29 protein-coding genes are annotated in these 23892 nt (G+C 42.3%); 16 read left to right on the top strand and 13 right to left on the bottom strand.

What is annotated here, in order from left to right; all coding sequences use genetic code 11:
- Nucleotides 1-2: 2 nt before the first annotated feature.
- Genes B0H94_RS02420 through B0H94_RS02410 form a run of 3 tightly spaced genes read right to left on the bottom strand, consistent with a single transcriptional unit; the run spans nt 3 to nt 3582 of the window.
- Nucleotides 3-2576 carry a CBS domain-containing protein gene (locus tag B0H94_RS02420; RefSeq protein ID WP_106587646.1) on the bottom strand — a complete coding sequence of 858 codons (2574 nt, stop codon included), beginning with the start codon at nt 2574-2576 and terminating at the stop codon, nt 3-5.
- 24 nt (nt 2577-2600) lie between these two features.
- Nucleotides 2601-3242, bottom strand: a complete 642-nt coding sequence (locus tag B0H94_RS02415; protein ID WP_106587645.1) for a hypothetical protein — start codon at nt 3240-3242, stop codon at nt 2601-2603.
- Between the two features lie 58 nt (nt 3243-3300).
- The gene (locus B0H94_RS02410) at nt 3301-3582 is read right to left on the bottom strand and encodes a hypothetical protein (protein ID WP_106587644.1); all 282 of its coding nucleotides are present in this window, start codon (nt 3580-3582) and stop codon (nt 3301-3303) included.
- Nucleotides 3583-3660: 78 nt separating this feature from the next.
- Here B0H94_RS02410 and B0H94_RS15555 point away from each other — a divergent pair, with 78 nt between their 5' ends.
- Nucleotides 3661-3873 (top strand): YuzI family membrane protein, encoded by a 213-nt coding sequence (locus tag B0H94_RS15555; RefSeq protein ID WP_106587643.1) that lies wholly within the window; start codon nt 3661-3663, stop codon nt 3871-3873.
- A 94-nt stretch (nt 3874-3967) separates the two neighbouring features.
- A complete protein-coding gene (locus B0H94_RS02400) occupies nt 3968-4732 on the top strand; it encodes a DUF3603 family protein (protein WP_106587642.1) in 765 nt (254 codons plus the stop codon).
- Between the two features lie 229 nt (nt 4733-4961).
- On the opposite strand, the gene trpS is transcribed toward B0H94_RS02400, so the two are convergent.
- On the bottom strand, nt 4962-5957 hold the full coding sequence (gene trpS, locus B0H94_RS02395; protein ID WP_106587641.1) for a tryptophan--tRNA ligase: 996 nt from the start codon (nt 5955-5957) through the stop codon (nt 4962-4964).
- 118 nt (nt 5958-6075) lie between these two features.
- A complete protein-coding gene (locus B0H94_RS15075; RefSeq protein ID WP_181315218.1) occupies nt 6076-6246 on the bottom strand; it encodes a hypothetical protein in 171 nt (56 codons plus the stop codon).
- 56 nt (nt 6247-6302) lie between these two features.
- On the opposite strand from B0H94_RS15075, the gene B0H94_RS02390 reads away from it, so the two are divergent.
- Together B0H94_RS02390 and B0H94_RS02385 are read left to right on the top strand one after the other, a co-directional pair.
- The gene (locus B0H94_RS02390; RefSeq protein ID WP_106587640.1) at nt 6303-6839 is read left to right on the top strand and encodes a TlpA family protein disulfide reductase; all 537 of its coding nucleotides are present in this window, start codon (nt 6303-6305) and stop codon (nt 6837-6839) included.
- Between the two features lie 86 nt (nt 6840-6925).
- Complete coding sequence (locus tag B0H94_RS02385) at nt 6926-7822, top strand: DMT family transporter (protein WP_106587639.1); 897 nt, start codon at nt 6926-6928, stop codon at nt 7820-7822.
- Here the strand turns inward: B0H94_RS02385 and B0H94_RS02380 are convergent.
- Entirely contained in the window at nt 7815-8792 is a 978-nt protein-coding gene (locus tag B0H94_RS02380; RefSeq protein WP_181315217.1) for a sodium:calcium antiporter, read from the bottom strand. The genes B0H94_RS02385 and B0H94_RS02380 overlap by 8 nt on opposite strands.
- A gap of 142 nt (nt 8793-8934) precedes the next feature.
- Here B0H94_RS02380 and B0H94_RS02375 point away from each other — a divergent pair, with 142 nt between their 5' ends.
- Complete coding sequence (locus B0H94_RS02375) at nt 8935-9813, top strand: NAD(P)-dependent oxidoreductase (protein ID WP_106587637.1); 879 nt, start codon at nt 8935-8937, stop codon at nt 9811-9813.
- Nucleotides 9814-9818: 5 nt separating this feature from the next.
- On the opposite strand, the gene B0H94_RS02370 is transcribed toward B0H94_RS02375, so the two are convergent.
- Nucleotides 9819-10361 (bottom strand): HD domain-containing protein, encoded by a 543-nt coding sequence (locus B0H94_RS02370; RefSeq protein WP_106587636.1) that lies wholly within the window; start codon nt 10359-10361, stop codon nt 9819-9821.
- Nucleotides 10362-10653: 292 nt separating this feature from the next.
- On the opposite strand from B0H94_RS02370, the gene B0H94_RS02365 reads away from it, so the two are divergent.
- The 7 genes from B0H94_RS02365 (at nt 10654) to B0H94_RS02340 (ending at nt 17298) form a co-directional block, all read left to right on the top strand.
- On the top strand, nt 10654-11853 hold the full coding sequence (locus B0H94_RS02365; RefSeq protein ID WP_106587635.1) for a putative glycoside hydrolase: 1200 nt from the start codon (nt 10654-10656) through the stop codon (nt 11851-11853).
- 158 nt (nt 11854-12011) lie between these two features.
- A complete protein-coding gene (locus tag B0H94_RS15070; RefSeq protein ID WP_181315216.1) occupies nt 12012-12152 on the top strand; it encodes a hypothetical protein in 141 nt (46 codons plus the stop codon).
- Between the two features lie 260 nt (nt 12153-12412).
- A complete protein-coding gene (gene spxA, locus B0H94_RS02360) occupies nt 12413-12808 on the top strand; it encodes a transcriptional regulator SpxA (protein WP_106587634.1) in 396 nt (131 codons plus the stop codon).
- Nucleotides 12809-13011: 203 nt separating this feature from the next.
- Complete coding sequence (mecA, locus tag B0H94_RS02355) at nt 13012-13686, top strand: adaptor protein MecA (protein WP_106587633.1); 675 nt, start codon at nt 13012-13014, stop codon at nt 13684-13686.
- Between the two features lie 91 nt (nt 13687-13777).
- Nucleotides 13778-14965, top strand: a complete 1188-nt coding sequence (locus tag B0H94_RS02350) for a competence protein CoiA (protein WP_106587632.1) — start codon at nt 13778-13780, stop codon at nt 14963-14965.
- A gap of 123 nt (nt 14966-15088) precedes the next feature.
- Nucleotides 15089-16909 (top strand): oligoendopeptidase F, encoded by a 1821-nt coding sequence (gene pepF / locus B0H94_RS02345; RefSeq protein ID WP_106587631.1) that lies wholly within the window; start codon nt 15089-15091, stop codon nt 16907-16909.
- Nucleotides 16910-17016: 107 nt separating this feature from the next.
- Nucleotides 17017-17298 carry a hypothetical protein gene (locus B0H94_RS02340; protein WP_106587630.1) on the top strand — a complete coding sequence of 94 codons (282 nt, stop codon included), beginning with the start codon at nt 17017-17019 and terminating at the stop codon, nt 17296-17298.
- 34 nt (nt 17299-17332) lie between these two features.
- Here B0H94_RS02340 and B0H94_RS02335 read toward each other — a convergent pair whose 3' ends face one another.
- The 5 genes from B0H94_RS02335 to B0H94_RS02315 form a co-directional block, all read right to left on the bottom strand.
- Nucleotides 17333-17524, bottom strand: coding sequence for a hypothetical protein (locus B0H94_RS02335; RefSeq protein ID WP_106587629.1), 192 nt, complete (start codon nt 17522-17524; stop codon nt 17333-17335).
- Nucleotides 17525-17582: 58 nt separating this feature from the next.
- Complete coding sequence (locus B0H94_RS02330) at nt 17583-18479, bottom strand: ClpXP adapter SpxH family protein (protein WP_106587628.1); 897 nt, start codon at nt 18477-18479, stop codon at nt 17583-17585.
- Entirely contained in the window at nt 18472-18873 is a 402-nt protein-coding gene (locus tag B0H94_RS02325; RefSeq protein ID WP_106587627.1) for a globin domain-containing protein, read from the bottom strand. Before B0H94_RS02325 ends, B0H94_RS02330 begins: the two co-directional genes overlap by 8 nt.
- Before the next feature lie 108 nt (nt 18874-18981).
- Nucleotides 18982-19662 carry a lytic transglycosylase domain-containing protein gene (locus B0H94_RS02320; protein WP_248283096.1) on the bottom strand — a complete coding sequence of 227 codons (681 nt, stop codon included), beginning with the start codon at nt 19660-19662 and terminating at the stop codon, nt 18982-18984.
- 65 nt (nt 19663-19727) lie between these two features.
- Entirely contained in the window at nt 19728-20321 is a 594-nt protein-coding gene (locus tag B0H94_RS02315) for a CYTH domain-containing protein (protein ID WP_106587626.1), read from the bottom strand.
- Nucleotides 20322-20426: 105 nt separating this feature from the next.
- Between B0H94_RS02315 and B0H94_RS02310 the strand changes: the two genes are divergently transcribed.
- From B0H94_RS02310 to B0H94_RS02295, 4 genes are read left to right on the top strand one after another with little or no spacing between them, the layout of a single operon-like run.
- Entirely contained in the window at nt 20427-20807 is a 381-nt protein-coding gene (locus tag B0H94_RS02310; RefSeq protein WP_106587625.1) for a UPF0738 family protein, read from the top strand.
- Between the two features lie 18 nt (nt 20808-20825).
- Nucleotides 20826-21461, top strand: coding sequence for a GTP diphosphokinase (yjbM, locus tag B0H94_RS02305; protein WP_106587624.1), 636 nt, complete (start codon nt 20826-20828; stop codon nt 21459-21461).
- Nucleotides 21462-21481: 20 nt separating this feature from the next.
- Nucleotides 21482-22276, top strand: coding sequence for an NAD kinase (locus B0H94_RS02300; RefSeq protein WP_106587623.1), 795 nt, complete (start codon nt 21482-21484; stop codon nt 22274-22276).
- A gap of 20 nt (nt 22277-22296) precedes the next feature.
- Nucleotides 22297-23193 (top strand): RluA family pseudouridine synthase, encoded by an 897-nt coding sequence (locus B0H94_RS02295; protein ID WP_106587622.1) that lies wholly within the window; start codon nt 22297-22299, stop codon nt 23191-23193.
- 239 nt (nt 23194-23432) lie between these two features.
- Here the strand turns inward: B0H94_RS02295 and B0H94_RS02290 are convergent, their stop codons facing one another.
- Nucleotides 23433-23888 carry a hypothetical protein gene (locus B0H94_RS02290; protein ID WP_106587621.1) on the bottom strand — a complete coding sequence of 152 codons (456 nt, stop codon included), beginning with the start codon at nt 23886-23888 and terminating at the stop codon, nt 23433-23435.
- Between the last annotated feature and the right edge of the window lie 4 nt (nt 23889-23892).

Genomic DNA, 23892 nt, shown 5'->3' with positions numbered 1-23892 from the left:
AATTAGTCGTTCAATTGTTTCATATATGCCTCGACTTGCCCTTGAGCAAATGAAAGTGCCTCGTCTCTTGTTGTGAGTAAAGCATCAAACCATGCTTTTTCAACTTTGTGTATGATCTCTTTATATTGGGGACCCGGAGAAAGCCCGAATTTACGCAAATCATCTCCGTTAATGAGCTCAGGCATGGATTGTTTTTTTTCAAAATAAGTATAAAGCACATAAGCTTTTTCTGACTCATCTGCTGCTTCAAACCAGCGTGATGTAAACCAGAGTGACATATTTTGAACATGCGAAAAGGCATCGTGCAGAGCTCCGTAAGCAACATCTTTAATCCATGTTGTATCGTAAAGACTTATAATTTGTTGTACGAGCGTACGCTCTGGGTTGGAACGCATCCACAAAAGGCTCTTTTCAAAGCTGCTGCGGCTCTCGGTAAACAATGCTAAAAGTTGGATGAGTGTGTTCATTTTTTCATCTACATTTAGGTTGTTCGAGCGAACGCGTTGAAAGAGAGCTGTCACGACGGGAGGTTTAAATGAAGCACCAGGCATAAATGCATCTAAGACATCAAGTTCTTCGAGTCTTGCAAACATCTCTCCAGGTGCAACTTCTTGTAGAAAATGCTGGAACTCCGACCAAACCCGGTCTTTAGACAGGGACTGAATGGAAGTTGGCCGCTGGCGAGCAAAGTTCTCTGTATCTTTATCCATTTTGTAGCCGAGCCGGGTTTCGAACCTGACAGCACGTAAAATACGGGTAGGGTCTTCAACAAAACTTAAGTTGTGCAACGTCCGCAATACTTTGTTTGTTAAGTCGTTTTTTCCATTGTAAGCATCAATTAAGCGGCCGAAATCACCACTGTTTAATTGAATAGCCATTGCGTTAATCGTGAAGTCTCTACGAGCCAAGTCTTCCTGTACATTGGATCGCTCTACAGTCGGGAGGGCTGCTGGTTTTAAGTAGTATTCTGTACGGGAACTCGTAACATCAATTTTATCCCCATTCGGAAGTACAAGCTGAGCTGTACCGAAACTTTCATGAAATTGTACTGTACCTTTAAAACGCTCAGCCGCTTTTTCAGCAAAGATATCAGCTTTTCCCTCAACTGCAATATCTATATCTTCATTTGGTCGTCTTAGAAATAAGTCACGCACAATACCACCAATCATATAAGCGTTCGTATCTAGCTCGTCTGCAAGCTCACCAACTTGTTGAAGAAAGTGAATCGTCTCCTTAGAAAACTGCTCATGCATAAGCTGTGTTGCATTTTCCTCTTCATAGAGCTGCGCTTGAACATCTTCGTTGTGTAGAACATGAATTAAATCAGTCCGCGATACAATCCCGATAACCTGCCCATCTTGAACAACAGGCAGTCGTCCAACATTTTTTGTAATCATGGTTTTTTGTATCCGTTCCAGTGGCTCCTCCGGCTGAAGTGTAACTAGATGTGTACTCATATATCCTTTGACCGGAGCGTGACCGAGCCCATGATGTATTGCTTTATCTACATCACGTTTTGAGATGATGCCGGTCAGCTCGTCATTGTCAATGATCGGAAAGCCGGTATGGCTGTAGCGTGTCATATAATCTTTAGCTTCTTGGATCGTAACATCTGACCTTAAAGTTTTGACTGGGCTTGACATTAAATCTTCAGCCTTGAGTGCAGGTTTCACACAATGAAAAGCGTGCTCATGAATGGTATGAATAATTTCTTGAAGTGATTGATGTTTGACCGTGGCTGCAGCAGCTTTAGCATGCCCCCCGCCGCCAAGCTCTTGAATAAGCGGACGAACGTCAAGACGCTCGGATTGGGAGCGACCGGTTACAAAAATACGGTCATCCATGGCTGCAACTGCAAAGACACCGTGAGCCCCAGTTGTCTCAAGTACTTTCGCACTTAAAATGCCAAGACCGCTTTTAAATGAAGCGCTCGAAGTATGAGCAATTAAAAGAGATTGGCCTTCGAGTTCAATCTCTTCAACACTGTTTAACAAATCTTGAAACATCTGTTGCTGTTCAGTTGTAAGTGATTCAGAAGAAAACTGATGAATTAAAGCAAGGTTCATCCCGGCGTCCATTAAGAACACTGCAGCTTGTAAGTCCCGTTTCGTCGTTGTTGTAAATGATAACGAGCCTGTATCAGTGTAGAGGCCGAGCCCTAAAAGTGTTGCCTCAATAGAGGAAAGCTCAATCTGTTGAGCAGCCAGCCGCTCGATCAAAAGTGTGACAGCAGCGCCGGTATTGCTGATTTCACCATCACCCGGCGGAAAGCTGCTCTCTGTTACCGGGTGATGATCAAAAACATCAACTTTTTCAATCCGCCATTTTTCACTAAAATCACCGATACGCTGCAGTTGTGACGTATCAACTAAAACAATGCTGGTAACGTTTTCATGGGTGATGTTTTTAGGGCTCTGAAAAGGAAGCTCATCTTTATAAATTGCAAAGAACTGTTTAACCATCGGTTGTTGCTGGTCAGGTAATAACGGAACAGCGTCCGGATATAACTTACTTGCCGCTAGTACAGAAGCGGCACCGTCAAAATCTGCGTTTTGATGTGTTGCTATCACTTTCACTCATATCGCCATCCTTTAATACAGCTACGTTTTTTCTTCAAACATAAACCCTTTAATTTCTTCGGCAGCGAGCTGTTGAAATGAAGGATTAGATAAGAGAGAGTGCGCGCCGGACCACCAAGCATGATAAGTGTCAAATAACTGAGCGCGCCAATCTTTCAAAGGTTTATCCGGATCTTTACCAGCTTTTAAACTGCGAATTAACCGTTCGGGGTCAAGACGAAGCTCCCCGCCCTTACCTTCGTAAATTCCATCATTATAAAGCAACGGAAGGTTTTGCTTTGTTACTTGATCCATCTCTAGAACAAATTGCGTACTGTTGTTTTTGTCATATTCCTGCATAGCCATGTGCCAATAGTTATAACGCTTTAACAGCTCGGCAGTTTCGATGACGGCTTTTTTCTTGTTTTCGTTTGTTAACGTATCGCGATTTATTACCTGAACAGCACGTGGGTTGTAGTAATAAAACTTTTTAAAAGGTTCAATCATGCCTCGGGCATAAGCAGAAGCTTCTTGATAGCTTGGCTGCTCATCAACCTCTCTTGCAGGAGAAGCCGGTGTAACAGCTTGAACAGCCTCAACTCCCTCTGGCCGGGTCATCCGGTGTACATAAGAGCTTCCAATCCGGTTGGTTCGAAGGCCGGAAGCTTTTCGTATGCTGGTCAATGCTGATCACTCCGATCTGTACGTTCAAATCAAGCTTTTGTGCCATGTTTGAGGAAGGTCAGCTCTCTGTTCTTAATGATTGGACAAACTCATAAAATTCTTTAAGAGCCATGGTAAGGACCGCTTCAGTTGTCATATCGGATTCTGACATACCCACATTTCGAAAATAGGCTTGAATTTCTTCAATTTGTTCGACTTGTTCCTTATAAAGTCTGAGGTGTGTAAATCGGGTTTCGTTCGCTAAAAAAGCACTGCGCGCGTTCAGTGATTGGACAAGTTTATCATATTGGACAGCCATGTCTTCATATTCAACAGCTTGCTGTTCACGGTAAGTGCGCACGTTGGTCACCCTTTCGACAATTCTCATTCTATTGTATGAAAATTTATTTATGGTTGCAAAAATTCGGGGAGGTGCAGGGTGAGGCTGTTTAGTTTATTTGTTGGTTTCGGCTTGGCTGTGTCAGGAGGAATCAGTGTGCTGGCATATATGAATTACATGGCGGCAGGTTATCCTCTGCACACCTACCTGATATTTATTAGTGGACGTATAGAATTGTATATGTTTCTGTGCGGTTGGCTGTTAATTATTTTAAGTATGCTCCCTTATAAGTTCTCCAGTAGAAGAAACTGAAATTGTTTAATTTATTGGAATAACATGGACATCCTCTGACCATAATGGGTGTAGATTCAATAGTCAGCACCTTCGGCTGAGAGGAGGAGAAGCGATGGTTCGGATCCGTGATGTTTGGGTGAATTGGTTTGAAGGTGAAGAAAATAGTTATAACGTCTGTCCTTATCATGAATGGCGCAGTGAAGATCAAATTGAAGTACTTGATAGCTGTATCATCGTTCGTGTAACAAAAGCGTTGTTTGAACATTTAGAAAACACATTAGAACCCCTGCCGCCATCCTTGTTAAAAGCTGTGTATCAACAAACCAAGCTGCGGAAAAATATGCGCCAAACAACGCTTGATTACTGTTTTGCAGCTTCAGATGGAGAGCGCGGACTGGTCATTGATACGATCGGTTATGATACAGCGATGCGTAAAAGTCGTATGACCCCACGCCAGGAGGCACTATTAATTGAGCGGATTCAAGAAGAAGGGGTGCCTTATTTCAGTCTTCACATCGAACCTGTTAAAAAAGGGTATCATATCTTATCACCCCCGCCGCATGAAATGCTTGGTTTAACCCGGCGCGAACGTCAGCTGAAACAACTGCTATATATGGCGCTTGATGAACTGTATACGACAGCAAGTGCTCCAGAGCTACGTTATTGGTATACTGAATGGAATCCTGAGGCTTATCCGGCGGTCCAGCAAATGGACAAACATAATTTATGGCATCGCTTGTACCGGGAAATAAAGCAGGGATGGAGTTCTGCACATCATGAATTATGCCGCCGTATCATCCGTGGACAGCCGTTTTTTGAAAAGTTATGGGAGCTTCAACATCAAGTCGATGGCTCAGCGAAAAAGTCCAATTTGTGAAGTGCGTTTACACGTCCTTAGGACTCGGATATAATAGCAGAAGAGTATACTTCAATGAATGTGGAGGGACGAGTTCATGGATGGAATGGTTTATGTTGTAATGCAGATTTTAACAATTGTTTTTGCTGTAGGCACTATTGGTTTCAGCTTATTTGTAGGTAAAATCTGGCGTAAGCAAAAAGGATATTAAAAAAAGAGCTGCAAGCTGTTAAAGCTTGCAGCTCTTTTTTTAAGATTTTCGCTGGCGGCGTCCAAGCCCCATCGCACGTTCGGCTTTAATAAGAGACTTGTTTGCTTGACGGTTTGCATGTTCTGCACCAGCGTCAAGAATGTCATCTAATTCTTTGGACTCGATTAAGTCGTAATAGCGTGTTTGAATCGGGGAAAGCAGTTCAACCACCGATTGTGCTACGTCCGTTTTAAAGGTGCCGTAGCCGCTTCCGGCATAATCTTTTTCAAGTTCTTGTATGGTACGGCCACTTGCAAGTGCATAAATTGATAACAAATTGGCTACACCAGGCTTGTTTTCACGATCAAAAACAATAGTTTGGTCGGAATCAGTCACGGCACTTTTAAGCTTTTTCGTGATCGTTTTCTCATCATCGAGCATTGAAACGTACGCCTTTGAATTCTCATCGGATTTACTCATCTTTTTCGTAGGCTCTTGTAAAGACATGATGCGTGCGCCTACGGGGGGGACTTGCACTTCAGGAACAGTGAAAATGTCGTTGTACTGTGTGTTGAAACGTTCAGCAAGTGTCCGTGTAAGCTCTAAATGCTGCTTTTGATCTTCACCGACCGGTACAATATCAGTTTGGTATAGCAATATGTCTGCAGCCATCAAAGGTGGGTAAGTTAATAAGCCAGATGATACGGCGTTTTTTCCTGTAGACTTATCTTTGAACTGGGTCATGCGCTCTAGCTCGCCGATATAAGAAACGCACTGCAACATCCAGGCAAGTTGGCTGTGCGCAGGTACCTCGGATTGGATAAAGAGTGTGCTTTTTTTTGGATCAATGCCAGCGGCTAAGTAGAGTGCAGATAAACTGCGGATGTTTTTGCGCAGGCTTGTTTTATCTTGTTGAACAGTAATGGCGTGCTGGTCGACGACACAAAAGTAACTTTCGTGTTCCTCTTGCAGGTCAACAAAGTGCTGCATCGCGCCTAAATAATTTCCGAGCGTTAGTGTGCCGCTCGGCTGAATGCCTGAAAATACAGTTGCCATGGCGAAAACTTCCCTTCTTCATTCATGGTTTCTCAAATTTATCATACCGGAAAAGCGGCTGTGCGTAAATTCACATAGAGGCTTTAAAGGGTGAATAAACTATACTATGCACTTACACTTAACGCCTCCGGTGTTTCAGTCCTAAAAACGCTGTCCAGATGAAAAATGCAGAAATTAAAAATAATCCAAGCCATTCGCGAATATGCCACCCAAACGCCTCAGCACCTAAAATAAGTCCGGCAATGACCAGGGCAAGTATAATTAAAACAACACGTAAATTTGAGGTCATCAATCATTATCCTTTCTAAATCACCGGATCAGCGCGTATGAAGGAGAGGAACATTTATGCCGAAATTTTTGTATGGCGTTGCACTTTGTCTCATTATAGCAGCAGCCGGTGTGATGTATAACATTTGGGAAGCCCCGTGGAAAAATGCAGTGGAAACAGGTGTGGCACCGATTGAAAATATTAACCTGCAGAGTGAAACAGTCACATTAACGAAGCTTGATGATACAGAGGTTTCAAGTGAGATCTTTTCCGGTAAGCCTGTACTTATGTTCTTTTTTACCACGTGGTGTGCCCGTTGTCAGCAGGAGCTCCCACAGATGCTTAAATACCAAAAAGCACAGGCAGAAAACGCGCATATTGTACTCGTTAACGCGAGTGCTCAAGAGCCATCTTTATCTAAAGCTAAAGCGACTTTACAAGAAGCAGGTGCTAAAAGTGTTTTACTTGACAAAGAAGGTGTTGCGCTTGAACAACTTCAAATTGAATACGTCCCTTATATGTTAACTTTTAATGCTGATGGTGATTTAACCGGCCGCTTTCCCGGCGGAGCTGAGCGCTCAAACATTGAGCAAAAGCTTTTTGCTGATGATTAATTCAAAACGATGTATAAAATTGACGCCGGCTTCAAAAAAAGGATAAGATGTAGCAACTAAGCTTTAAGTTCGAAAGGAAATGACATATGGGGATTCTGCTCGCACTAGGCACAGCTGCCGGCTTTGCTTTCAGTAATATTTTCATTCGGTTAGGTATGCGAAAATCGCCTGAAGATAATGGTGTATTTATGACTTTAATTATTAATATTTTAATGATGGTCACCGCACTATTAACATACCGACTGCTCTTCACTGCAGTAGAAGTAACGCTGGTTGGTGTCGGGTGGTTTGTGCTTGCTGGTTTTTTCACGACATTTATCGGCCGCGTTACTTTGTTTCGCAGTTTTCGTGATATTGGGCCTACCCGTGGAACAGCAATTAAAAACAGTGCACCCATGTTCACCATATTTTTTGCAGTTCTTCTATTTCAGGAAGAGCTTGAACTTCTTCCAATGACTGGAGCGCTGCTCGTTATGGCAGGTTTATTGATTCAAGGTTGGTTCATGGTAAGAAACGCAACAACAGCAGAAGGGAATGGAGCAGCAGAAAGGCGCGGTTACGTCATTGCGCTTGTATCAGCTGCTGCATTCGGTTTCGGTCAAACGATGAGAAGTCCAGGCATGGAAGTGATGCCTGATCCATTTTTAGGTGCTTTAATTAGCGCGTTCGTTGCTTTGTCTGCATTTCTTATTTTAGAAGCAAGACATACGAGTGTGACAAAGCAGCTTAAGTTTCAAATGAAAAACAAAAACCCATTTTATATGCTAGCTGGACTTGGTACCGGTACAGCAATGATTTGTTTTTTTGCGGCGCTGCAGTTCACCCCAGTTTCTTACGTTTCTGTTGTTGCAGCCTTAGAGCCGCTGTTAACAATCATTCTTGCACGTCTCATTTTGAAAGAGACTGAGCCAATTTATCGTTACACGATCATAAGTGCGCTTACCGTCACAGCCGGTATTATGTGGCTCGTTCTATCTACATAAGAAAAAGCGCAATCGAAAAAATAAAATAAACAATGATCATCAAGACCGAAGGCCAGCTGTAAATTTGTTTTGAGGTTGTTTTAGCTGAAATTAAACTGTAGACAAACAATAATGACAAAAAAAGTGCAGCAAAAGCCGTCCAAATATGTGCATCATCTGCGACGAAAAAGACAGACTGCGGGCGGTAGGCTGCGTCGAGCAGTGCGATCAAAACTAGATTAAATAAGTTACTTCCGGCAATTGAGCTTATGGCAAGGTTAATATTTGCCAATTGGATAGCAATTAAAACGACAACAGCCTCGGGGAGGGAGGTAGAAGCAGCAATTAAGAAGCTGCCGGTCCAACTTGACCCGAGAGGGGTTGTGAGGGCGATTTGATCCCCGGTAATTGATAAAATACTGCCGGCAGCGACAACGAGTCCAGCACTGATGAATAAGCGGACTTTAGCCTGCTTAACTGAAACGACTGGGAGCATATCACTCGTTGGTTCAGCATCAGCGCCACCGCTGCTCATCCGTTCGCGAAGGCTGAGTGTGCCTGCAGCGTAAGCAGCAACTAAAAGGACACTGAATAAGCTGATGCCACCCCACGCGGCTGCAGCAGGAAAAAACAAACCAGCCAGTACAATAAGAGTAAGAGCCGCACCGAGTGCAGCAGTATATGCGTGACCTTGTGCTGCATTTGAAAAAATGCGCTGCCTGCGGAAATATAAATCAAACCCGGCAATAATGAATATATTAAATAAATTGCTCCCGACCATGTTTCCCATTGCAAGGTCGACATTTTCAATATATAAAGCAGTCAAACCAGTCGTTAATTCTGGTAATGACGTTACACCGGCGAGTAGTAAAAAGCCTAGCAGCATACTTCCGACCTTTGTCTTATGGGATAAAACATCGGCATAAGTTGATAATTTAATCGCACTTAACACTGTAATAATAGCGGCAAGGATGAATAAAACGAAAACCATGGCATAAGCGCCCCCACAAATCATCAAATTTTGCTGCATTATCATAACAAATTTTAGTCGAAAATCAATGGTTTTTGCGGGCAGGAATTCATCCTGCTTATGATTAATTGTATCAATAGATCGAATAAAGGGAGGCAGCTTTATGAAAATTGTCTTTATCGGGCTTGGAAATATGGGCATGCCAATGGCGAAAAACTTGGTAGCCGCCGGCCATGATGTGTACGGTTTTAACCGCTCACAAGAAAAAGTGGATCGTTTTGTACAAGCAGGCGGTTTAAAAAGTTTATCTATTCAAGAAGCCGCAGCTGATGCAGACGCTGTATTTACGTGTCTGCCGAAACCGGAAGATGTCGCTTCTGTTGTACTAAAAGAAGCTGATTTATGTACTCATATGAGAAAAGGGGCATTGCTTATAGATTTAAGTACGACATCACTCGATGTTATTCATGAAATCCACCGCACAGCTGAAACAAAAGAGGTGGCTTTTATGGATGCACCCGTGAGCGGAGGAACAACCGGCGCTGAAGCGGCAACCTTGACAGTCATGACCGGCGGGAGTCGTCAAGCTTTTGAGCAGGCACTGCCATTACTTTCGTGTATGGGAAGTCATGTTCATTATACAGGTGAAGTCGGAAGCGGAACGAAAATTAAGTTGTTAAATCAATATTTTGTCGGTATGCATACGCTTGCTGTAAGTGAAGCTATGGTTATGGCTGAAGCTGTAAATGTTGATCAGCAATCTTTATACGACATATTAAGTTCAAGCTTTGCTCAAAGTAAAATTTACGACCGTCACTATCAGCAATTTATCGCCAAAGATGATTATGAACCAGGATTTGCACTTGAGCTGTTGTTGAAGGACTTAAACTTAACAGCTGGTCTTGATGAAACGCTCACATCCACGCTGCAAGGGTTTCAAAGTGCAAAAGAAGCATTCCATGACGCAGCCTCGGCTGGTTTTCACAGCCGGGATATGAGCGGTTTATACCCATTCCTGCAACAGGAAAAAGGAAATTCTTAAAACAATTATTTAGGATAGATGGCTTCGTCTTGAGCTTTTAATACTTCGGTAATGCGCAAGTCGAGCTCTTTCAACTTCTTTTTTGCCTGCTCATCACTCATTTTTCGGTAATGATGAGCGCCGCCGGGCTCTTCGTCCAATTCGTCAGCTTCGGCGACAACCGTTTGCAGAGGTGTGCGGTCCACAGACTGCCCCGGCAGATAAGAGTCTGTATGCAGTAAAATTGCGACAGCTACTTCTTTTGCTTTCTGCCGGTCCTCGCCCAGGCGGATTAACAATTTATGTGCCCGTTCTGCTCCTTTAATTGCGTGAATGTCATTTGCTTTGTAAAGCTCATAATCCCACTCACCATTTCGATACCACATATAATGACCTGAATCATGTAAAAAAGCAGCTTTAGCTGCAGTGTCAACATCTACATTTCGCTCTTTAGCGAGATAAAAGGCATGGTAAGCAACAGCTACAGCATGAGCAAGCCCGGCGCGTTTCACATATTTTTGTGTGACAGGGTGTTCAAATAGTTTCGGTAACGTGACGCGGTGTCCCACTCATATCTCCTCCTTGTTTTCATAGGTGAGCTAATATTTTTCATATTATAAGCACTGCAAAATAGAGATGCAACAATTCTTTTACAAAGTCAGCATCTTACATAATTCATCCCCGCTTGGGAATGAAGAATAAACCAAAGTAAAATTTTTTCATCAATTTCGTGAATTTATATTTAATTTGAAAAAACTTGTTGGTCGATGTCTGTTGGCAATGTATAATTTGGAATGCAAGGGAACTCTTTGGAGCGTACCTGCAAACATAAGAGATTATAATAGAAGGGTGACAACCATAATGAAAAAACTTACGACAACGTGGGCGCTTATTGCAGCCGGCGCACTGATAACAACCACTGTAAATGCTGAAGAAGAGAGTAAGCCAGTTGCTTTTCACGATTTTGCCTCGTTAGCAGAAACTGAACGCCAAGTGCCGGAAAGCTCCCCACGGTTTACATACGATTCCGGTTATACATTCGAGTATCCAGATGCAGTCCGGGGGACATTTGTAACAGGACACTCAGCAGGAGGAGCAAAGTTTGAGGAACTTATCGAATTAACAAATGAAACGGATTTAAATTCAATGGTGATTGACATTAAAGAGGATGATGGTTATATCACTTTCGAATTGGATGAAAATCATCCAGCTTATGAGAAAAGCCGAAATTGGATTGGGGACCCTGAAGAGATGATGGAGGTCCTTGAAGAAAATGATATTTATCCGATCGCTCGTGTCGTTGTATTTAAAGACACCTTGCTCGCTGAAGAAAAGCCTGAATGGTCTTTCACTCACGATAATGGAGAAGTTTGGAAAAATGGAAGAGGCGAAGCGTTTGTCAATCCTTACTTAGAAGAAGTATGGGATTACAATATTGATATTGCAGAAAAAGCTGCAGAAATGGGTTTTCAAGACATTCAGTTTGACTACGTACGCTTTCCGGAAGGATTTGAAACCCGCGATGAGGATTTAAACTACGCGCGGGGTGATTATGAAGGCATGGATGATAATGTTATGGAACGGGTGAACGCTGTCACTGATTTTGTAGCCCATGCCCGCGAGGAACTTGAGTATTATGATGTGGACGTTTCTGTTGATATTTTCGGTTACGCAGCGACACTCGAAAATGCACCTGGAATTGGACAGAACTTTGCAATGATCTCAGAAAATGTAGATGTTATTTCGTCAATGATTTATCCGAGTCACTGGACCCCGCATTTTGGATTGGATAAACCGGATCTGTATCCTTATGAGTTGACAGATGCTTACGCAGAGATTGAGAACGAAGTGTTAGGAGAGCTTGAAGAGCCGCCGATCTCGCGGCCGTGGATCCAAGACTTCACGGCATCTTACTTAGGTGCAGGCAATTATCAAAATTATGGTGTAGCAGAAGTTGAGGACCAGATCCGGGCGTTAAACGAGAACGGTATTGATGAATTTTTGTTATGGAATGCAGGCAATAATTACACTGAAGGGGTTAATTACACCCCGCTGGATTAAAAGGTAAATTAAAGAAAGGCTCCGCCTGCTCTTCAATATTTTCAAGTCACTGAGCGATGATTTATAATGGAGTTATAGAAAAGCTCTGTACAACGAATACAGAGTGTATACTCCTGAACATTGATCTGGCTGCTGGAGACAAAGAAAGGAGGGGCGGTATGGCAACGAAACAAGCGGTGAAAAATAAGAAGAAGCGTAAAGCGCTTCGTGACCTTTTAAGAAAAAACTTGAAGGATCTTCATCGGATGCCTCAGCCCAAACAGTCATTTTGTCGTTTCCAGCTGCATAAAAAGCAGTAGTCGCTGTTCAGGGAAATTTAAAGCACCCTCCGCTTAGGTGGAGGGTGAATTTTAAACAAGGGTTTAACATCGAGCAATTTCGGTAATAAGATGTGTAATTCAGCAAATGTTGAACAACATTTATACAAAAAGTGAAAAAACTATGTATACAAGACATATGAACTATTCAAATTATAATAATTATTGTATAATTATTATTGTAATGAGTCGTAAAACGTATATGTAGTGAACTGAGGTTAGCTTAGGAAGGAGAGGGAATTATGGTTACATTGTTAACATCCCCAAGCTGCACATCTTGTCGAAAAGCGAAAAGCTGGCTTGAAGAAAACAACATCGAGTTTTATGAACGCAACGTGTTTACTGAACCTTTAAGTATTGAGGAAGTTAAAGAAGTAGTACGGATGACCGAAGACGGCACCGACGAAATTGTATCGAAACGTTCAAAAGTATATCAAGAACTCGATGTTGATTTTGACGATATTTCTTTGCAGAAATTGTTTGAACTTGTTAGTGAAAATCCAGGTCTGCTTCGACGTCCAATTATATTTGATGAAAAGCGTCTACAAGTAGGGTATAACGAAGCAGAAATCCGTCGCTTCCTACCGCGTCAAGTTCGTACGTACTATTTACAAGAAGCACAAAAACTTGTGAATTAAGCAAATATGCTAAACGAACGGCGAACCGGTAACCTCAAAAAATGAAGAAAGGTCGGATGAGCTTTTAAAGATTCAAGCATTCTGTAATAAAAAGCTTGACAGCATAGGGGGAAACCCTTCAAAATAAGTTCTTAATAAGAACTCTATATTTGAGACTGAAAAATAGTCTCCGCATCCACCTTACCTTCTGGGAGGGAATCAACGTGGAAATTGAAAGAATCAACGACTCAACATTGAAATTTTTCATTACGTACAATGATATTGAAGATAGAGGCTTTGACCGCGATGAGATTTGGTATAACCGTGAACGTGGTGAAGAACTTTTATTCGAAATGATGAATGAAGCTCACGACCAAGAAAATTTTGAAATTGAAGGACCACTTTGGATTCAAGTGCAGGCTTTAGACCGTGGACTTGAAATGGTTGTTACTCGCGGTCAGGTATCAGACGGCAATGTGAAACTTGAAATTCCGGTCCAAGAGCAATCTGGAGAAGAACAACCAGTTGATGACAATATTGTTGATCTGTTAGATCAGCAGTTCCGCCGCAATGATCAAGAAAAAGACCGTCAGAAAAAGCAGAACGATGGTGAACTTGAAATTGTATTCTCATTCACCGACATTGAAGATGTTATTGCGCTAAGCCAAGCTGTAACTTTAGAAGGCATCCATAATGAACTTCATCATTTTGAAGGACGTTATTACTTGTATGCCCGCTTCGATGAGTCATTTAAGGAAAATGAGCAGGATAATATTGTAAGTCGCGTTTTAGAATATGGTGATGAATCAGATGTATCTGTGCATCGTATCCGCGAATATGGCAGTACAGTAGCTAATGAAACAGCGTTAAAGACGTTTTACACTTATTTTGCAGTCTAAGCATTCAAGTCCCGTAAATTGACGGGGCTTTTTTTTTGTTTTTTTTAACGTTTTTCGGTATAATTTTTAATAATTGCAAAGGAGGTAATATATGCTCATAGCTCAAACAAATCATAAAAAGTTGATGTTTGCGGATACAGCTGCAGTAAAAGCACGTGATCAAATGTTTTATTGTCCGGCTTGTGCGCAGCGCGTCCAACTGAAAACAGGACAAGTCATTCGCCCTTATTTCGCTCATCTTCCACGCCAAGCCTGCCACATATTCACTGAACCAGAAACTGAAGAACATATCCATGGTAAGCTTCTGCTGTACGATTGGTTAAATAAACAAAGGTTAGCACCGGAACTAGAGCGGTATTTACCTACACTTAAACAGCGCCCGGATGTTTTCTGCGCTACAACTAGCCCTCCTTCAGCTTTCGAATTTCAATGTGCCGCAATTTCAGAAGAGGAACTTCGCTTTCGTACCATTCAGTACATGAAATCAGGTATTCAGCCGTACTGGATTTTTCCTGTCAGAAAAGCTGTGCAAACAAACGCCGTCCAACTTTCACCGATGGCTTCAATGACTTCTTATGAGCACAGTTCATTACGCAGACATTCCCGATTAAATAGCTCGTACAATATTTACCTCGATATAAAGCAAAACAGCTTTTATTTTAGGTATTTGCTTGGCAGGGTATCTTCCCAAAAATGTTTGCAAGCTTTTTCAATATCTGAACTTCGTCATATGTCCTACTTTTATTTATCAGAGCCTCCAAAACCAACGATTGAAAACCGTCATGTAGTTGTTTTGATGCAGATAAAAAAACGTCAGCGTTACGGGCGGATCAATCGCCATCACGAAGTAAACTTTCAACAATACCTCGCTGCTCAATTTAAACAACCTCTTACGATGTACCCTTCAGCTGCAGGTTGGCCGCTTCCTCTTGCCACTTCGTTTTTTAATCCTTCATATGTCTGGCAAACTTTACTTTTAAGTCAAGTCAAAAAACAGTCATCTGTTTCTTTTCATGAATTAACGAAATCCTTTCGACAACTGCAAGCTCAAGAATTGTGGCAGAGTCGTTCCCAACCTTTGGCTCCTGTAACTTTTGAAGACTTACTGCAGCAGTATAAAGAACTTCTACAACAGATGCATCTCGTGAGCCATACGGACCAAAAAGTGTTCAGTTGGCAAGGGGATGAGCTATTTTCCACGCATTTAGATCAGGCTTTTTATGACGATCAACAACTTGTTCAAGTGTGGAAAAATTATATGACTCGCTTGTTAAGTTGAATTATTTGGTCGAATAAGAAATCGTCCGTTAAAATAAAGTGAGAGGTGTATCTTCTTAAAAATAACCTCAGTGATACATAACAACATGACCAACATTCTTAACGATTGAAAGGGAGATGACAAATGAGTAGTCAAACGACAGCGCTGCCAAAGCGTGAAGAAATGGATGAAGCTTATACGTGGGATTTAAAAGCAATTTTTCAAAATGAAGAGGCGTGGGAAGAAGAGTTTGCAGCTGTACAACAGCTTTTGCAGCAAATGACAAAATTTGAAGGAACGCTAGGAGATTCAAGCGGACAATTATATGAGGCGCTTGCAATGAGCGACACCATTGAAGAGCGCTTATCCCGTGTGTTTGTATACGCTCATATGCGTTATGATCAGGACACGACAAACTCGTACTATCAAGGCTTAAATGATCGGGCGGAACGGCTTGCAAGTGAAGCTGGTCAGGCTATGTCATTTTTAGAACCGGAGATTTTATCTATTCCTGAAGAAAAGATTCAGTCTTTTCTTCAAAATCATGAAGGTTTAGCGTTATATAAGCATGCACTTGATGAACTTAATCAAACGCGGGCTCATGTACTTTCTCCGGCTGAAGAATCTTTGCTTGCAAAAGCGGCCGAAGTGACTACGGCACCAGCCAATACATTCGGTTTATTGAATAATGCAGATTTAAATTTTCCAGTTATTCAAGACGAGGAAGGCGAAGACATTCAGATTACGCACGGACGACTGTTGCGTCTTTTAAAAAGCGATGACCGTGAAGTGCGCAAATCTGCCTTTTTCAATGTTTATCAAACGTATAAAACTTATGAAAATACATTTGCAGGAACTTTAAGTGGACAAGTGAAACGGAACTTGTTTTATGCAAAAGCAAGAAACTACAGTTCAGCACGTGAAGCAGCTTTAAGTAAAAACCATATTCCTGAAAAAGTGTATGATCAACTTGTTGAAACTGTTAATGAACACTTACACTTGCTGCATCGTTACGTACAACTTCGTAAACGTGTATTAAAAGTAGATGAGCTGCATCCATATGATTTATATACAACGCTTGTCAAAGATGCTGATATGGATGTAACGTATGAACGCGCGCAAGAATTAATTGTCAACGGTTTAGCGCCACTTGGAGATACGTATGTGAACCGTTTGAAAGAAGGTTTTCAAGACCGGTGGATTGATGTGTATGAGAATGAAGGAAAACGTAGTGGCGCGTATTCATCCGGTGCTTACGGCACAAAGCCTTACATTTTAATGAATTGGCAGGATGATGTGAACTCTTTGTTTACGTTGGCTCATGAACTAGGCCACTCGCTGCATAGTTATTACACAAATGAACATCAACCATCGACGTATAGTGGTTATACGATTTTTGTAGCCGAAGTTGCTTCTACACTGAACGAAATGTTGTTAAATCAATACTTGCTCGAGCAAACAGAAAATATTAAACAACGGATGTATTTACTCAATCATTTTCTTGAAGATTTCCGTGGCACCGTCTTTCGACAGACAATGTTTGCTGAGTTTGAACAGCTTATCCATGAAAAAGCAGAAGCAGGTGTTCCGCTCACACCAGATCAACTCAACCAGTGGTACTATGAGCTAAACGAAAAGTACTTTGGCCCGGATTTGGTTGTAGATGAGGATATATCGCTTGAGTGGGCCCGTATCCCACACTTTTATATGAATTTTTATGTATATCAGTACGCAACAGGCTTTAGTGCTGCTGCTGCTTTATCTAAACAAGTATTAGAAGAGGGACAGCCGGCGGTTGAGCGTTATCTCTCCTTTATTTCTTCCGGACGATCGAATTATTCGATAGACTTGTTGAAAAAAGCAGGGGTCGATATGACTGAAAAAGCCCCAATTGAACAAGCTATGAAAGTGTTTGAAGAGACACTCGAGGAGATGGAGCGTTTAATCGAACAAGTTGACAGCTGAAAGATGTAAACAGATGATAATATCATTTAACACGATTGTTACCACGCTGTGATGCCTTTGTTGCCTGCTTTTTCTTATGATTGTATTAAGGAAAAGGAGGCGGTACCATGCACCGGGCTGTGATACTGAAAATACTTCTAGGGTTGCTCGTCGTTTGTACAGGGTGTAATTCTGAGGGTGAAAGTGATAATTATTTGGAAACACCCAGTGTGAATAGCGAGGTTGAATACGAGCTGATGCCGCTTGAAGAATACCGCAGCCGTGCAGAACAGGAGGCTGAAAAATACGGTGAGCGCAGCACTCCTGAACCGTCCAGCAACGGAGAAAATACAGAACTTGGACCAACTGGTATTAAAGGTGAAGAACTGGAAAAAGACGCATCATCATAAATAAAGAGAGCCAAGGCTTCTGCCTCGGCTCTCTTTATTGTTTCAGATGAAAACCTTTAAACCTTTTCCGTTCGTTCCAAAAATAGAGTGTTGCAAAAATGCTCACAAACATTAAAAGACTACCAATCCATACAGGCATAAAGTGAAGCAGGCCGAGGATAAAAAGTACAAAACCTGCAGATGTTCCGATCATTCCGATCGTTAAAAGCATCCAACTACGCTGCATTGATGGCGACCTCCTACTGGCATCAACTTTATGCTTCAGTTTATGCATTGGTAAGACTTTAATGTGTGTTGTAGCGCCAGAACGTTCCATGTTTTACAGGTACCTGCTCAACTTTACGCTGCAGCTGCAGCTGTTTTAAGCGACACTCGGCATATTTCAAACTCCAATCATAGACTTCAGCTACTTCGGTTGTTGCAACAAAGTCATAGAGCTGTAAAAAGTTTTCGAGGTCATGTTTTTCTTCAGGTTCAGGAGCGAAGCCAAGTACTTCTTGCAGCACTTGAATATAGACATTGTAATTATGAAGCCCCGAGATTTTTAAACCGGCATCCTCAATATCGTCATTAAAAAACACAAATGTAGGCGCTTTTTGTACATCCATTTCTTTTGTAGCTTTCATATCGCATTGTAACGCTTTGACCGCTGCATCTGAGTAAAGGTCTTTATAAAACTCAGCTTGGTCTAAACCGACTTCCGCGGCACAAGATAAAAGCACCTCTTCTTTTTCAATGTTTTGTTTATGAAGAAAGAGAAGCTCGCGAAGCCGGCGGAAAAATTTAATGGATAAGCACCTTCCCTGCATTTCAGCAGCTTTAATTGCCAGTGATGGAATGTGTGTTGAAGAGACCGGGTCTTCCATCCATAAATCCCCGTCACATGACATGCCGGACCGGCTTGCTGTTCGCTCCCATTGATGAGCGAGCATCTTTAATTGATCTGCTCCTCCATCTTCTTCCGGGACAGGAGAGGGGGTCAAACTGTTCGTCAAAAAGAAACGACAGGTAATGAAATGACCATATTCCATTTTTAATTTCTTTAAAACCGGTTCAAACGCCCAGCATTCCGGACATAATGGGTCTGTAAACACGTAAAGTTCGACGCGGCCATGCTTTGTGTTTGTCTCTGTTGAACAATCGTCTGGACCGCAAACTAAGGACGTCTTATCTTTAGTCATGGCTCGTCCCTCCATCTGGATCCGGTGAGTTAATCATATGCCTTGCAGTTAATGTTAAACGCTCCAGCATATGCTCCTGTACCTCTTCCTCAATGCCTGTGTCCTCCATTGCTTCTTCCATACAAAAAACCCAAGCACTGGCTCGTACAGGTGTAATTGTAAACGGCATATGGCGTGCACGAAGCATAGGGTGGCCGTGCTCTTCTGTATATAAAGGCGGACCGCCGAAAAACTGTGTGAGAAATTGTTTCTGCTTACGAGCAGTTTCCGTTAAATCGTCCGGAAAGATCGGAGCAAGATCTGGATGCTCCTGTACACGTGCATAAAAAGCATCAACGAGCTGGTGAAGCTTTGTTTCTCCGATATAATCAAAGAGTGTTTGTTGTTCCTGCATGAGTGCCATCCCCTCATTTCAAAGATTTCCGGATGATTCAGCTACCGGGCATCATAAACCAAATAAAAGGGAAAGTTCAAGGGAAAAGCCTTAAAAGAGTCGTCTGCTTTAAGCAAACGACTCATAGGATGCAATGACGTTAGGAACATAACGAGTTGTCTCAGCAAATGGTGGGATACCACCGTACTTATCAACATTACCCGGGCCGGCGTTGTAGGCGGCAAGTGCATGTTCAAGGTCATTATCATATTGATCGAGTAAATCACGTAAGTATTTAGCGCCGCCATCAATGTTATCAGCAGGGTCATAAGGGTCGTCTACGTTCAGCCAGCGCGCGGTTCCAGGCATTAATTGCATTAAGCCCATCGCACCAGCATGGCTTTTCGCATCCGGATTATAACTTGATTCATGCTCAATCACAGCATGAATTAATCCAGGAGATAGATTGTATCGATTGGCGGCTTCAGAGACAATCTGGTTAATGGAAGCTGGTGCCTTATCATGAACGCTTATTTCATCTGCACCGCCGGTCTCGTTTGTTTTAATTTCTGCTTCAGCAATCCCATTTGAATGCGGGGAAGTTTGTAACTGTGATAAGGAAAAAGCAGTATGCGATGAATCGTTCGTTTGCGATTGCATACCTGCAAGCGATTGTTGCAAAAGCTGTGAGAACATTTGCGATGGATGAAGTCCTTGATTACTGTCACTTTGTGAAAGTTGGCTCATCGAAAGTAAAGATTGTGAAGGAGCGGGCGGCATCATCCAACTTGCTTGATCAAAAAACGGCAAACCAGTCACCTCACATTTTAATTTCTTTAACTATAACAAAATAGGAGACATTTGCAAGTACTATGTCAGCCTTCTTGTTTAAGAAGTTCTTTTCTTTGAAAAAAACGTTGAATTTTATTCGGCGTGTCTCGTACAGGAATGTTAAGTTCATGAAGTAAAGACGAAAGAACTTCATTGACGTGTGCACGTGTCGTTCCCTCAAATTCAAGTTCGCAGTCTGAAGTGTCAAGATAGGTGTTATCATCCAACGCAAACGTACCATTTTCCGCTTCAACTTCTGCACGAGAGGTAGTCAGTGTTCCTAAGTAGCGACAAGCTGCAAGTTCAAGGTTCAGCTCTGTTTGAAATACCTGTTCGATCTCTCCAGTTGGGAAGGTTTCAGCTTCAAGAACAGCTTTTGCTTCATTGCTTTCAAGCGCTTGATGATACTCCATTAAACCTTCCTCATGCGGTACTTTTAAAGTTAATGTCAGCTTCTCATTTTTTTCGCGAAGCCTTAACGCACATCCTTTCTCTTTTAATTGAAATTGAGCTGTGTCAAAATAATGATTGCGCTGTGTAGTAAAGGCTGTATCTGCTACATGAAAGTAAGCTTGGACCCGGCACAGTTCTTCAAATGTAAGTAAGTTTTTTCCTTCGACTTCTAATTCGCGGCTCATGATGTATCTCCTTTCTTGGGATCTTGATCCTCGTTAATTATCTCACAGCGAGTTCGAATTGTGCAGGTGCCAAGTGTAAAAACGATATTTTTGAGGTGATGTATAATGGGACAATACAATGTAGACAAGGTTGAATATGAAAATGGCACGTATTATATGTATACAAAAGAGGGAACGGAAGAGGAGATTCAACAGTTGCAGCCAACAGAACGTCTGCTGACAGATTCAAATGATTTAGCGTTTGTATACATTATGGACGGCGATGGTTTTATTCAAGTTCGTCTTCCGGAAAGTGTATGGCCACAGATTGAAAAAAGCCGAGCGGAGCGGGTGCCGTTTGTGTTTGCTGCAGCCCCGGAGGTTGAATTAACCGGGTTTCATGAAGAACTTGACTTTTTGCTTCATAATATTCCGGGGAATAACAACTACGGGGAAGAAATGGAGCAGGCAGTGACAGCTGCATTTTCAGAAGCAGCCGATATGTAGTCACAGGAGGGGATATTCGTGAATCGCTGGGATAATTTTTTGGCACCGTACCGACAGGCGGTGGAAGAGCTAAAGACAAAATTAAAAGGGCTGCGTGAACAGTATGAGCTTTCATCTAAGCACACCCCGATTGAGTTTGTAACCGGAAGGGTTAAACCTGTTTCTAGCATTATAGAAAAAGCAAAACGAAAGCAGATTCCGCTTGATCAAATTGAAGAAGATATGCTTGATATTGCCGGTATCCGGATTGTCTGTCAGTTTGTAAGTGATATTGATACGGTTGTTCACATGCTTAGTGAACGTGAAGACTTTGCTATCGTCGAAGAGCGTGATTATGTGAAAGAGAAAAAGGAAAGCGGATACCGGTCGTATCATCTTGTCATTGAGTATCCAGTTCATACAATTGAAGGGATGAAAGATGTACGTGCGGAAGTTCAAATACGTACGCTTGCGATGAATTTCTGGGCTACGATTGAGCATTCATTAAACTATAAATATAGCGGTGAAATCCCTGTCGATATTCAACGCCGGCTCGAGCGAGCTGCTGAAGCAGCCTTTAATCTTGATGAAGAGATGTCAAAAATTAAAGGCGAAGTTCGAGAAGCCCAGGAAATTATTACGAAAAAGCGTGAAGAAAACAAGCCGGACAATTAAGCGGCATAAAGGAGGAAGTTATGAAATTTTTTGTTACTTCCCGAGGGGATGAAACGTCTGAAGCTTTACGTAAACGTGCGGAAGAATACTTAACGGATTTTGGTTTGGAACTTGATGAACAAGAACCTGAAATTGTCATTTCCGTAGGCGGTGATGGTACACTTTTGCATGCATTTCACAGCTACAGTCACCGGCTTGATGATACAAGCTTTGTTGGCGTACATACAGGCCATTTAGGCTTTTACGCAGACTGGAAACCTGAAGAAATTGAACGTTTAGTTATTCACATCGCCAAAACACCGTTTCAAATTGTAGAGTACCCCCTGCTTGAAGTTGTCGTGCGACACTATGGTGGAGAGAGCTCTGACCGCTATTTAGCCTTAAATGAATGTACATTAAAGACGATGGAGGGTTCGCTTGTAGCCAACGTGGAAATCAAAGGTGAGCTGTTTGAAACATTCCGAGGAGACGGGTTGTGCATCTCAACGCCCTCCGGAAGCACGGCTTACAATAAAGCGCTCAATGGTGCCATCCTGCATCCATCTCTAGAATCATTGCAAATTGCTGAAATGGCATCAATTAATAACCGTATTTACCGAACAATTGGCTCGCCGCTTATTTTACCACAACACCACACAACATTAATCAAGCCATTAAATGATGTAGATATGCAAATTACGATCGATCACCATTCAATGGTGGATAAAAAAATTAAATCAATTCAGTGCCGCGTTGCTGAAGAGAAAATACGGTTTGCTCGTTTTCGTCCCTTCCCATTTTGGCAGCGGGTGAAAGAATCATTTATTGGGGATTAATACGAAATTAGGTGAACAAAATGCCGGTCATATGCAAATGGAGGATCTCTACGGAGGCAGAGCTTTCAGTAAAGTTTTATTTGAAAAAATTTGAAGGTGTATCAGCACGAATGCTCGCTGCTTTGAAACAAAGCGGCTTTATATGGGTGAACGGGGCATCGGCTAATCAGGGGACGATACTTCAGTCAGGGGATGAACTGGCAGTGAGGCTGCCAGACGAAAAACAGCCTGTGCTGCGTGATGTGGCGATTCCTTCGTTAACGCCTGTTTATGAAGATGACCATCTAAGTGTTTGGATAAAGCCGGCCGGTTTACTTACACTACCTGGTAGAGATCCAGAACAACCGGCTTTATATGATAGTGTCGTAAAACATTATGCTTCTCAAGGTTGGCCCGGTGCTGTGCATGCAGCCGGTCGGTTGGATCGGGGCACAAGCGGTTTACAATTGATTGCAAAGCACCGCCTGGCCAAGCAGCGCTTAGAAAGAGATGGTTTTCAGCGGACGTACCAAGCGCTTGTTACAGGCTGTCTTTCGCCAGAGGCGAATGTGATAGAACAACCTTTAAAACCAAATCCGAACAGCTTAATTGAACAAATGACAGCGCCGGATGGAAAGTATGCACGCACTTCATACCGTACGCTGAAATGCGGTAAGCAGCTAACATGGATTGAAGCGCTTATTGCAACAGGTCGAACACACCAAATTCGTGTTCATTTATCTCACGTTAATCATCCGCTGATTAATGATGCATTATACGGCGGGCCGGTGATTACTGACAACACCCCGGCACTGCACGCTGCTGAACTTGTTTTTAAGCACCCAATGACGAAAAATACTTTTCATTTTGAAAGTCCTGCTCCTGCTAGATTTGAAACTTTATGGGACAAGGTAGAGCAACAACACGGGTCAACATAAAACGAGGCCTTATCAGTTTCTGATTTAATGACTGGTACCGAAACAATACTCAGCATAAACAGCAACACCGGTGAAAATCTAATCACCATATCTGTTCGTGTCACGGCTTCTTAGGGAATAGATAACGTCCGCCGTTCCCTGGTAGGGGACTTTGACATTTTCGATAACGCATTCATAACTTTCCGCTTTAATTCCATTTTAAGGTAAATCCTAAATAGACTTCACTTTTTAGGATTAAGTCAACTGTCAATTTCACTGACCCGATCAATTGTCAGCTCGTCAATAATTTCACCTTCTTTACTGAGTAAGAGGACAGTAAATGCGCCTTCAATATCTTCACTGTTTTCAGGAAAATAATCACTGAGCTCAAGGCCGTCACTGACGGCAAACTGTTCTCGACCATCTAACATAATCCGTTCTTCATCTTCTTGTCCTGGGTTTAAATTAAAGCGGAAATAATCGCTGTTTGCTGCTTCTGCAATTTCGGAGTCATTGATACGATAAGCTGCGTACACATGGTCTGAAGGCATTTCTGCCGCATTTTCAAACACAGCATGCAACCCGAGAAGCTCTGCGTCTTCATCATAAATGGCATAAGTATTTTCATCTTTAATGCCAACTTCAGCTTCAGGGCCGCATGCGCTTAAAAGGGCTGCAGTTACTGTTAAGCCGGCCCAGATACTGGGTCTTTTCATGAGT

It is taken from the genome of Salsuginibacillus halophilus (assembly GCF_003014715.1).
Classification (GTDB): Bacteria; Bacillota; Bacilli; order Bacillales; family Marinococcaceae; genus Salsuginibacillus; species Salsuginibacillus halophilus.
The sequence above is the reverse complement of the archived record's forward strand: the minus strand, read 5'-3'. Positions and strand labels throughout refer to the sequence as shown.

Excerpts from the sequence above, each read along its gene's own strand:
- B0H94_RS02295 (WP_106587622.1), top strand. The coding sequence starts at position 22,297 with ATGCCGGTCATATGCAAATGGAGGATCTCTACGGAGGCAGAGCTTTCA.
- B0H94_RS02325 (WP_106587627.1), bottom strand. The coding sequence starts at position 18,873 with ATGCAGGAACAACAAACACTCTTTGATTATATCGGAGAAACAAAGCTT.
- B0H94_RS02335 (WP_106587629.1), bottom strand. The coding sequence starts at position 17,524 with ATGCAGCGTAGTTGGATGCTTTTAACGATCGGAATGATCGGAACATCT.
- pepF (WP_106587631.1), top strand. The coding sequence starts at position 15,089 with ATGAGTAGTCAAACGACAGCGCTGCCAAAGCGTGAAGAAATGGATGAA.
- B0H94_RS02350 (WP_106587632.1), top strand. The coding sequence starts at position 13,778 with ATGCTCATAGCTCAAACAAATCATAAAAAGTTGATGTTTGCGGATACA.
- B0H94_RS02315 (WP_106587626.1), bottom strand. The coding sequence starts at position 20,321 with ATGAGCCGCGAATTAGAAGTCGAAGGAAAAAACTTACTTACATTTGAA.
- B0H94_RS02390 (WP_106587640.1), top strand. The coding sequence starts at position 6,303 with ATGCCGAAATTTTTGTATGGCGTTGCACTTTGTCTCATTATAGCAGCA.
- B0H94_RS02340 (WP_106587630.1), top strand. The coding sequence starts at position 17,017 with ATGCACCGGGCTGTGATACTGAAAATACTTCTAGGGTTGCTCGTCGTT.
- trpS (WP_106587641.1), bottom strand. The coding sequence starts at position 5,957 with ATGGCAACTGTATTTTCAGGCATTCAGCCGAGCGGCACACTAACGCTC.
- B0H94_RS02310 (WP_106587625.1), top strand. The coding sequence starts at position 20,427 with ATGGGACAATACAATGTAGACAAGGTTGAATATGAAAATGGCACGTAT.
- B0H94_RS02300 (WP_106587623.1), top strand. The coding sequence starts at position 21,482 with ATGAAATTTTTTGTTACTTCCCGAGGGGATGAAACGTCTGAAGCTTTA.
- spxA (WP_106587634.1), top strand. The coding sequence starts at position 12,413 with ATGGTTACATTGTTAACATCCCCAAGCTGCACATCTTGTCGAAAAGCG.
- B0H94_RS02290 (WP_106587621.1), bottom strand. The coding sequence starts at position 23,888 with ATGAAAAGACCCAGTATCTGGGCCGGCTTAACAGTAACTGCAGCCCTT.
- B0H94_RS02365 (WP_106587635.1), top strand. The coding sequence starts at position 10,654 with ATGAAAAAACTTACGACAACGTGGGCGCTTATTGCAGCCGGCGCACTG.
- B0H94_RS15075 (WP_181315218.1), bottom strand. The coding sequence starts at position 6,246 with ATGACCTCAAATTTACGTGTTGTTTTAATTATACTTGCCCTGGTCATT.
- B0H94_RS02385 (WP_106587639.1), top strand. The coding sequence starts at position 6,926 with ATGGGGATTCTGCTCGCACTAGGCACAGCTGCCGGCTTTGCTTTCAGT.
- B0H94_RS15070 (WP_181315216.1), top strand. The coding sequence starts at position 12,012 with ATGGCAACGAAACAAGCGGTGAAAAATAAGAAGAAGCGTAAAGCGCTT.
- B0H94_RS02330 (WP_106587628.1), bottom strand. The coding sequence starts at position 18,479 with ATGACTAAAGATAAGACGTCCTTAGTTTGCGGTCCAGACGATTGTTCA.
- B0H94_RS02400 (WP_106587642.1), top strand. The coding sequence starts at position 3,968 with ATGGTTCGGATCCGTGATGTTTGGGTGAATTGGTTTGAAGGTGAAGAA.
- B0H94_RS02380 (WP_181315217.1), bottom strand. The coding sequence starts at position 8,792 with ATGGTTTTCGTTTTATTCATCCTTGCCGCTATTATTACAGTGTTAAGT.
- B0H94_RS02375 (WP_106587637.1), top strand. The coding sequence starts at position 8,935 with ATGAAAATTGTCTTTATCGGGCTTGGAAATATGGGCATGCCAATGGCG.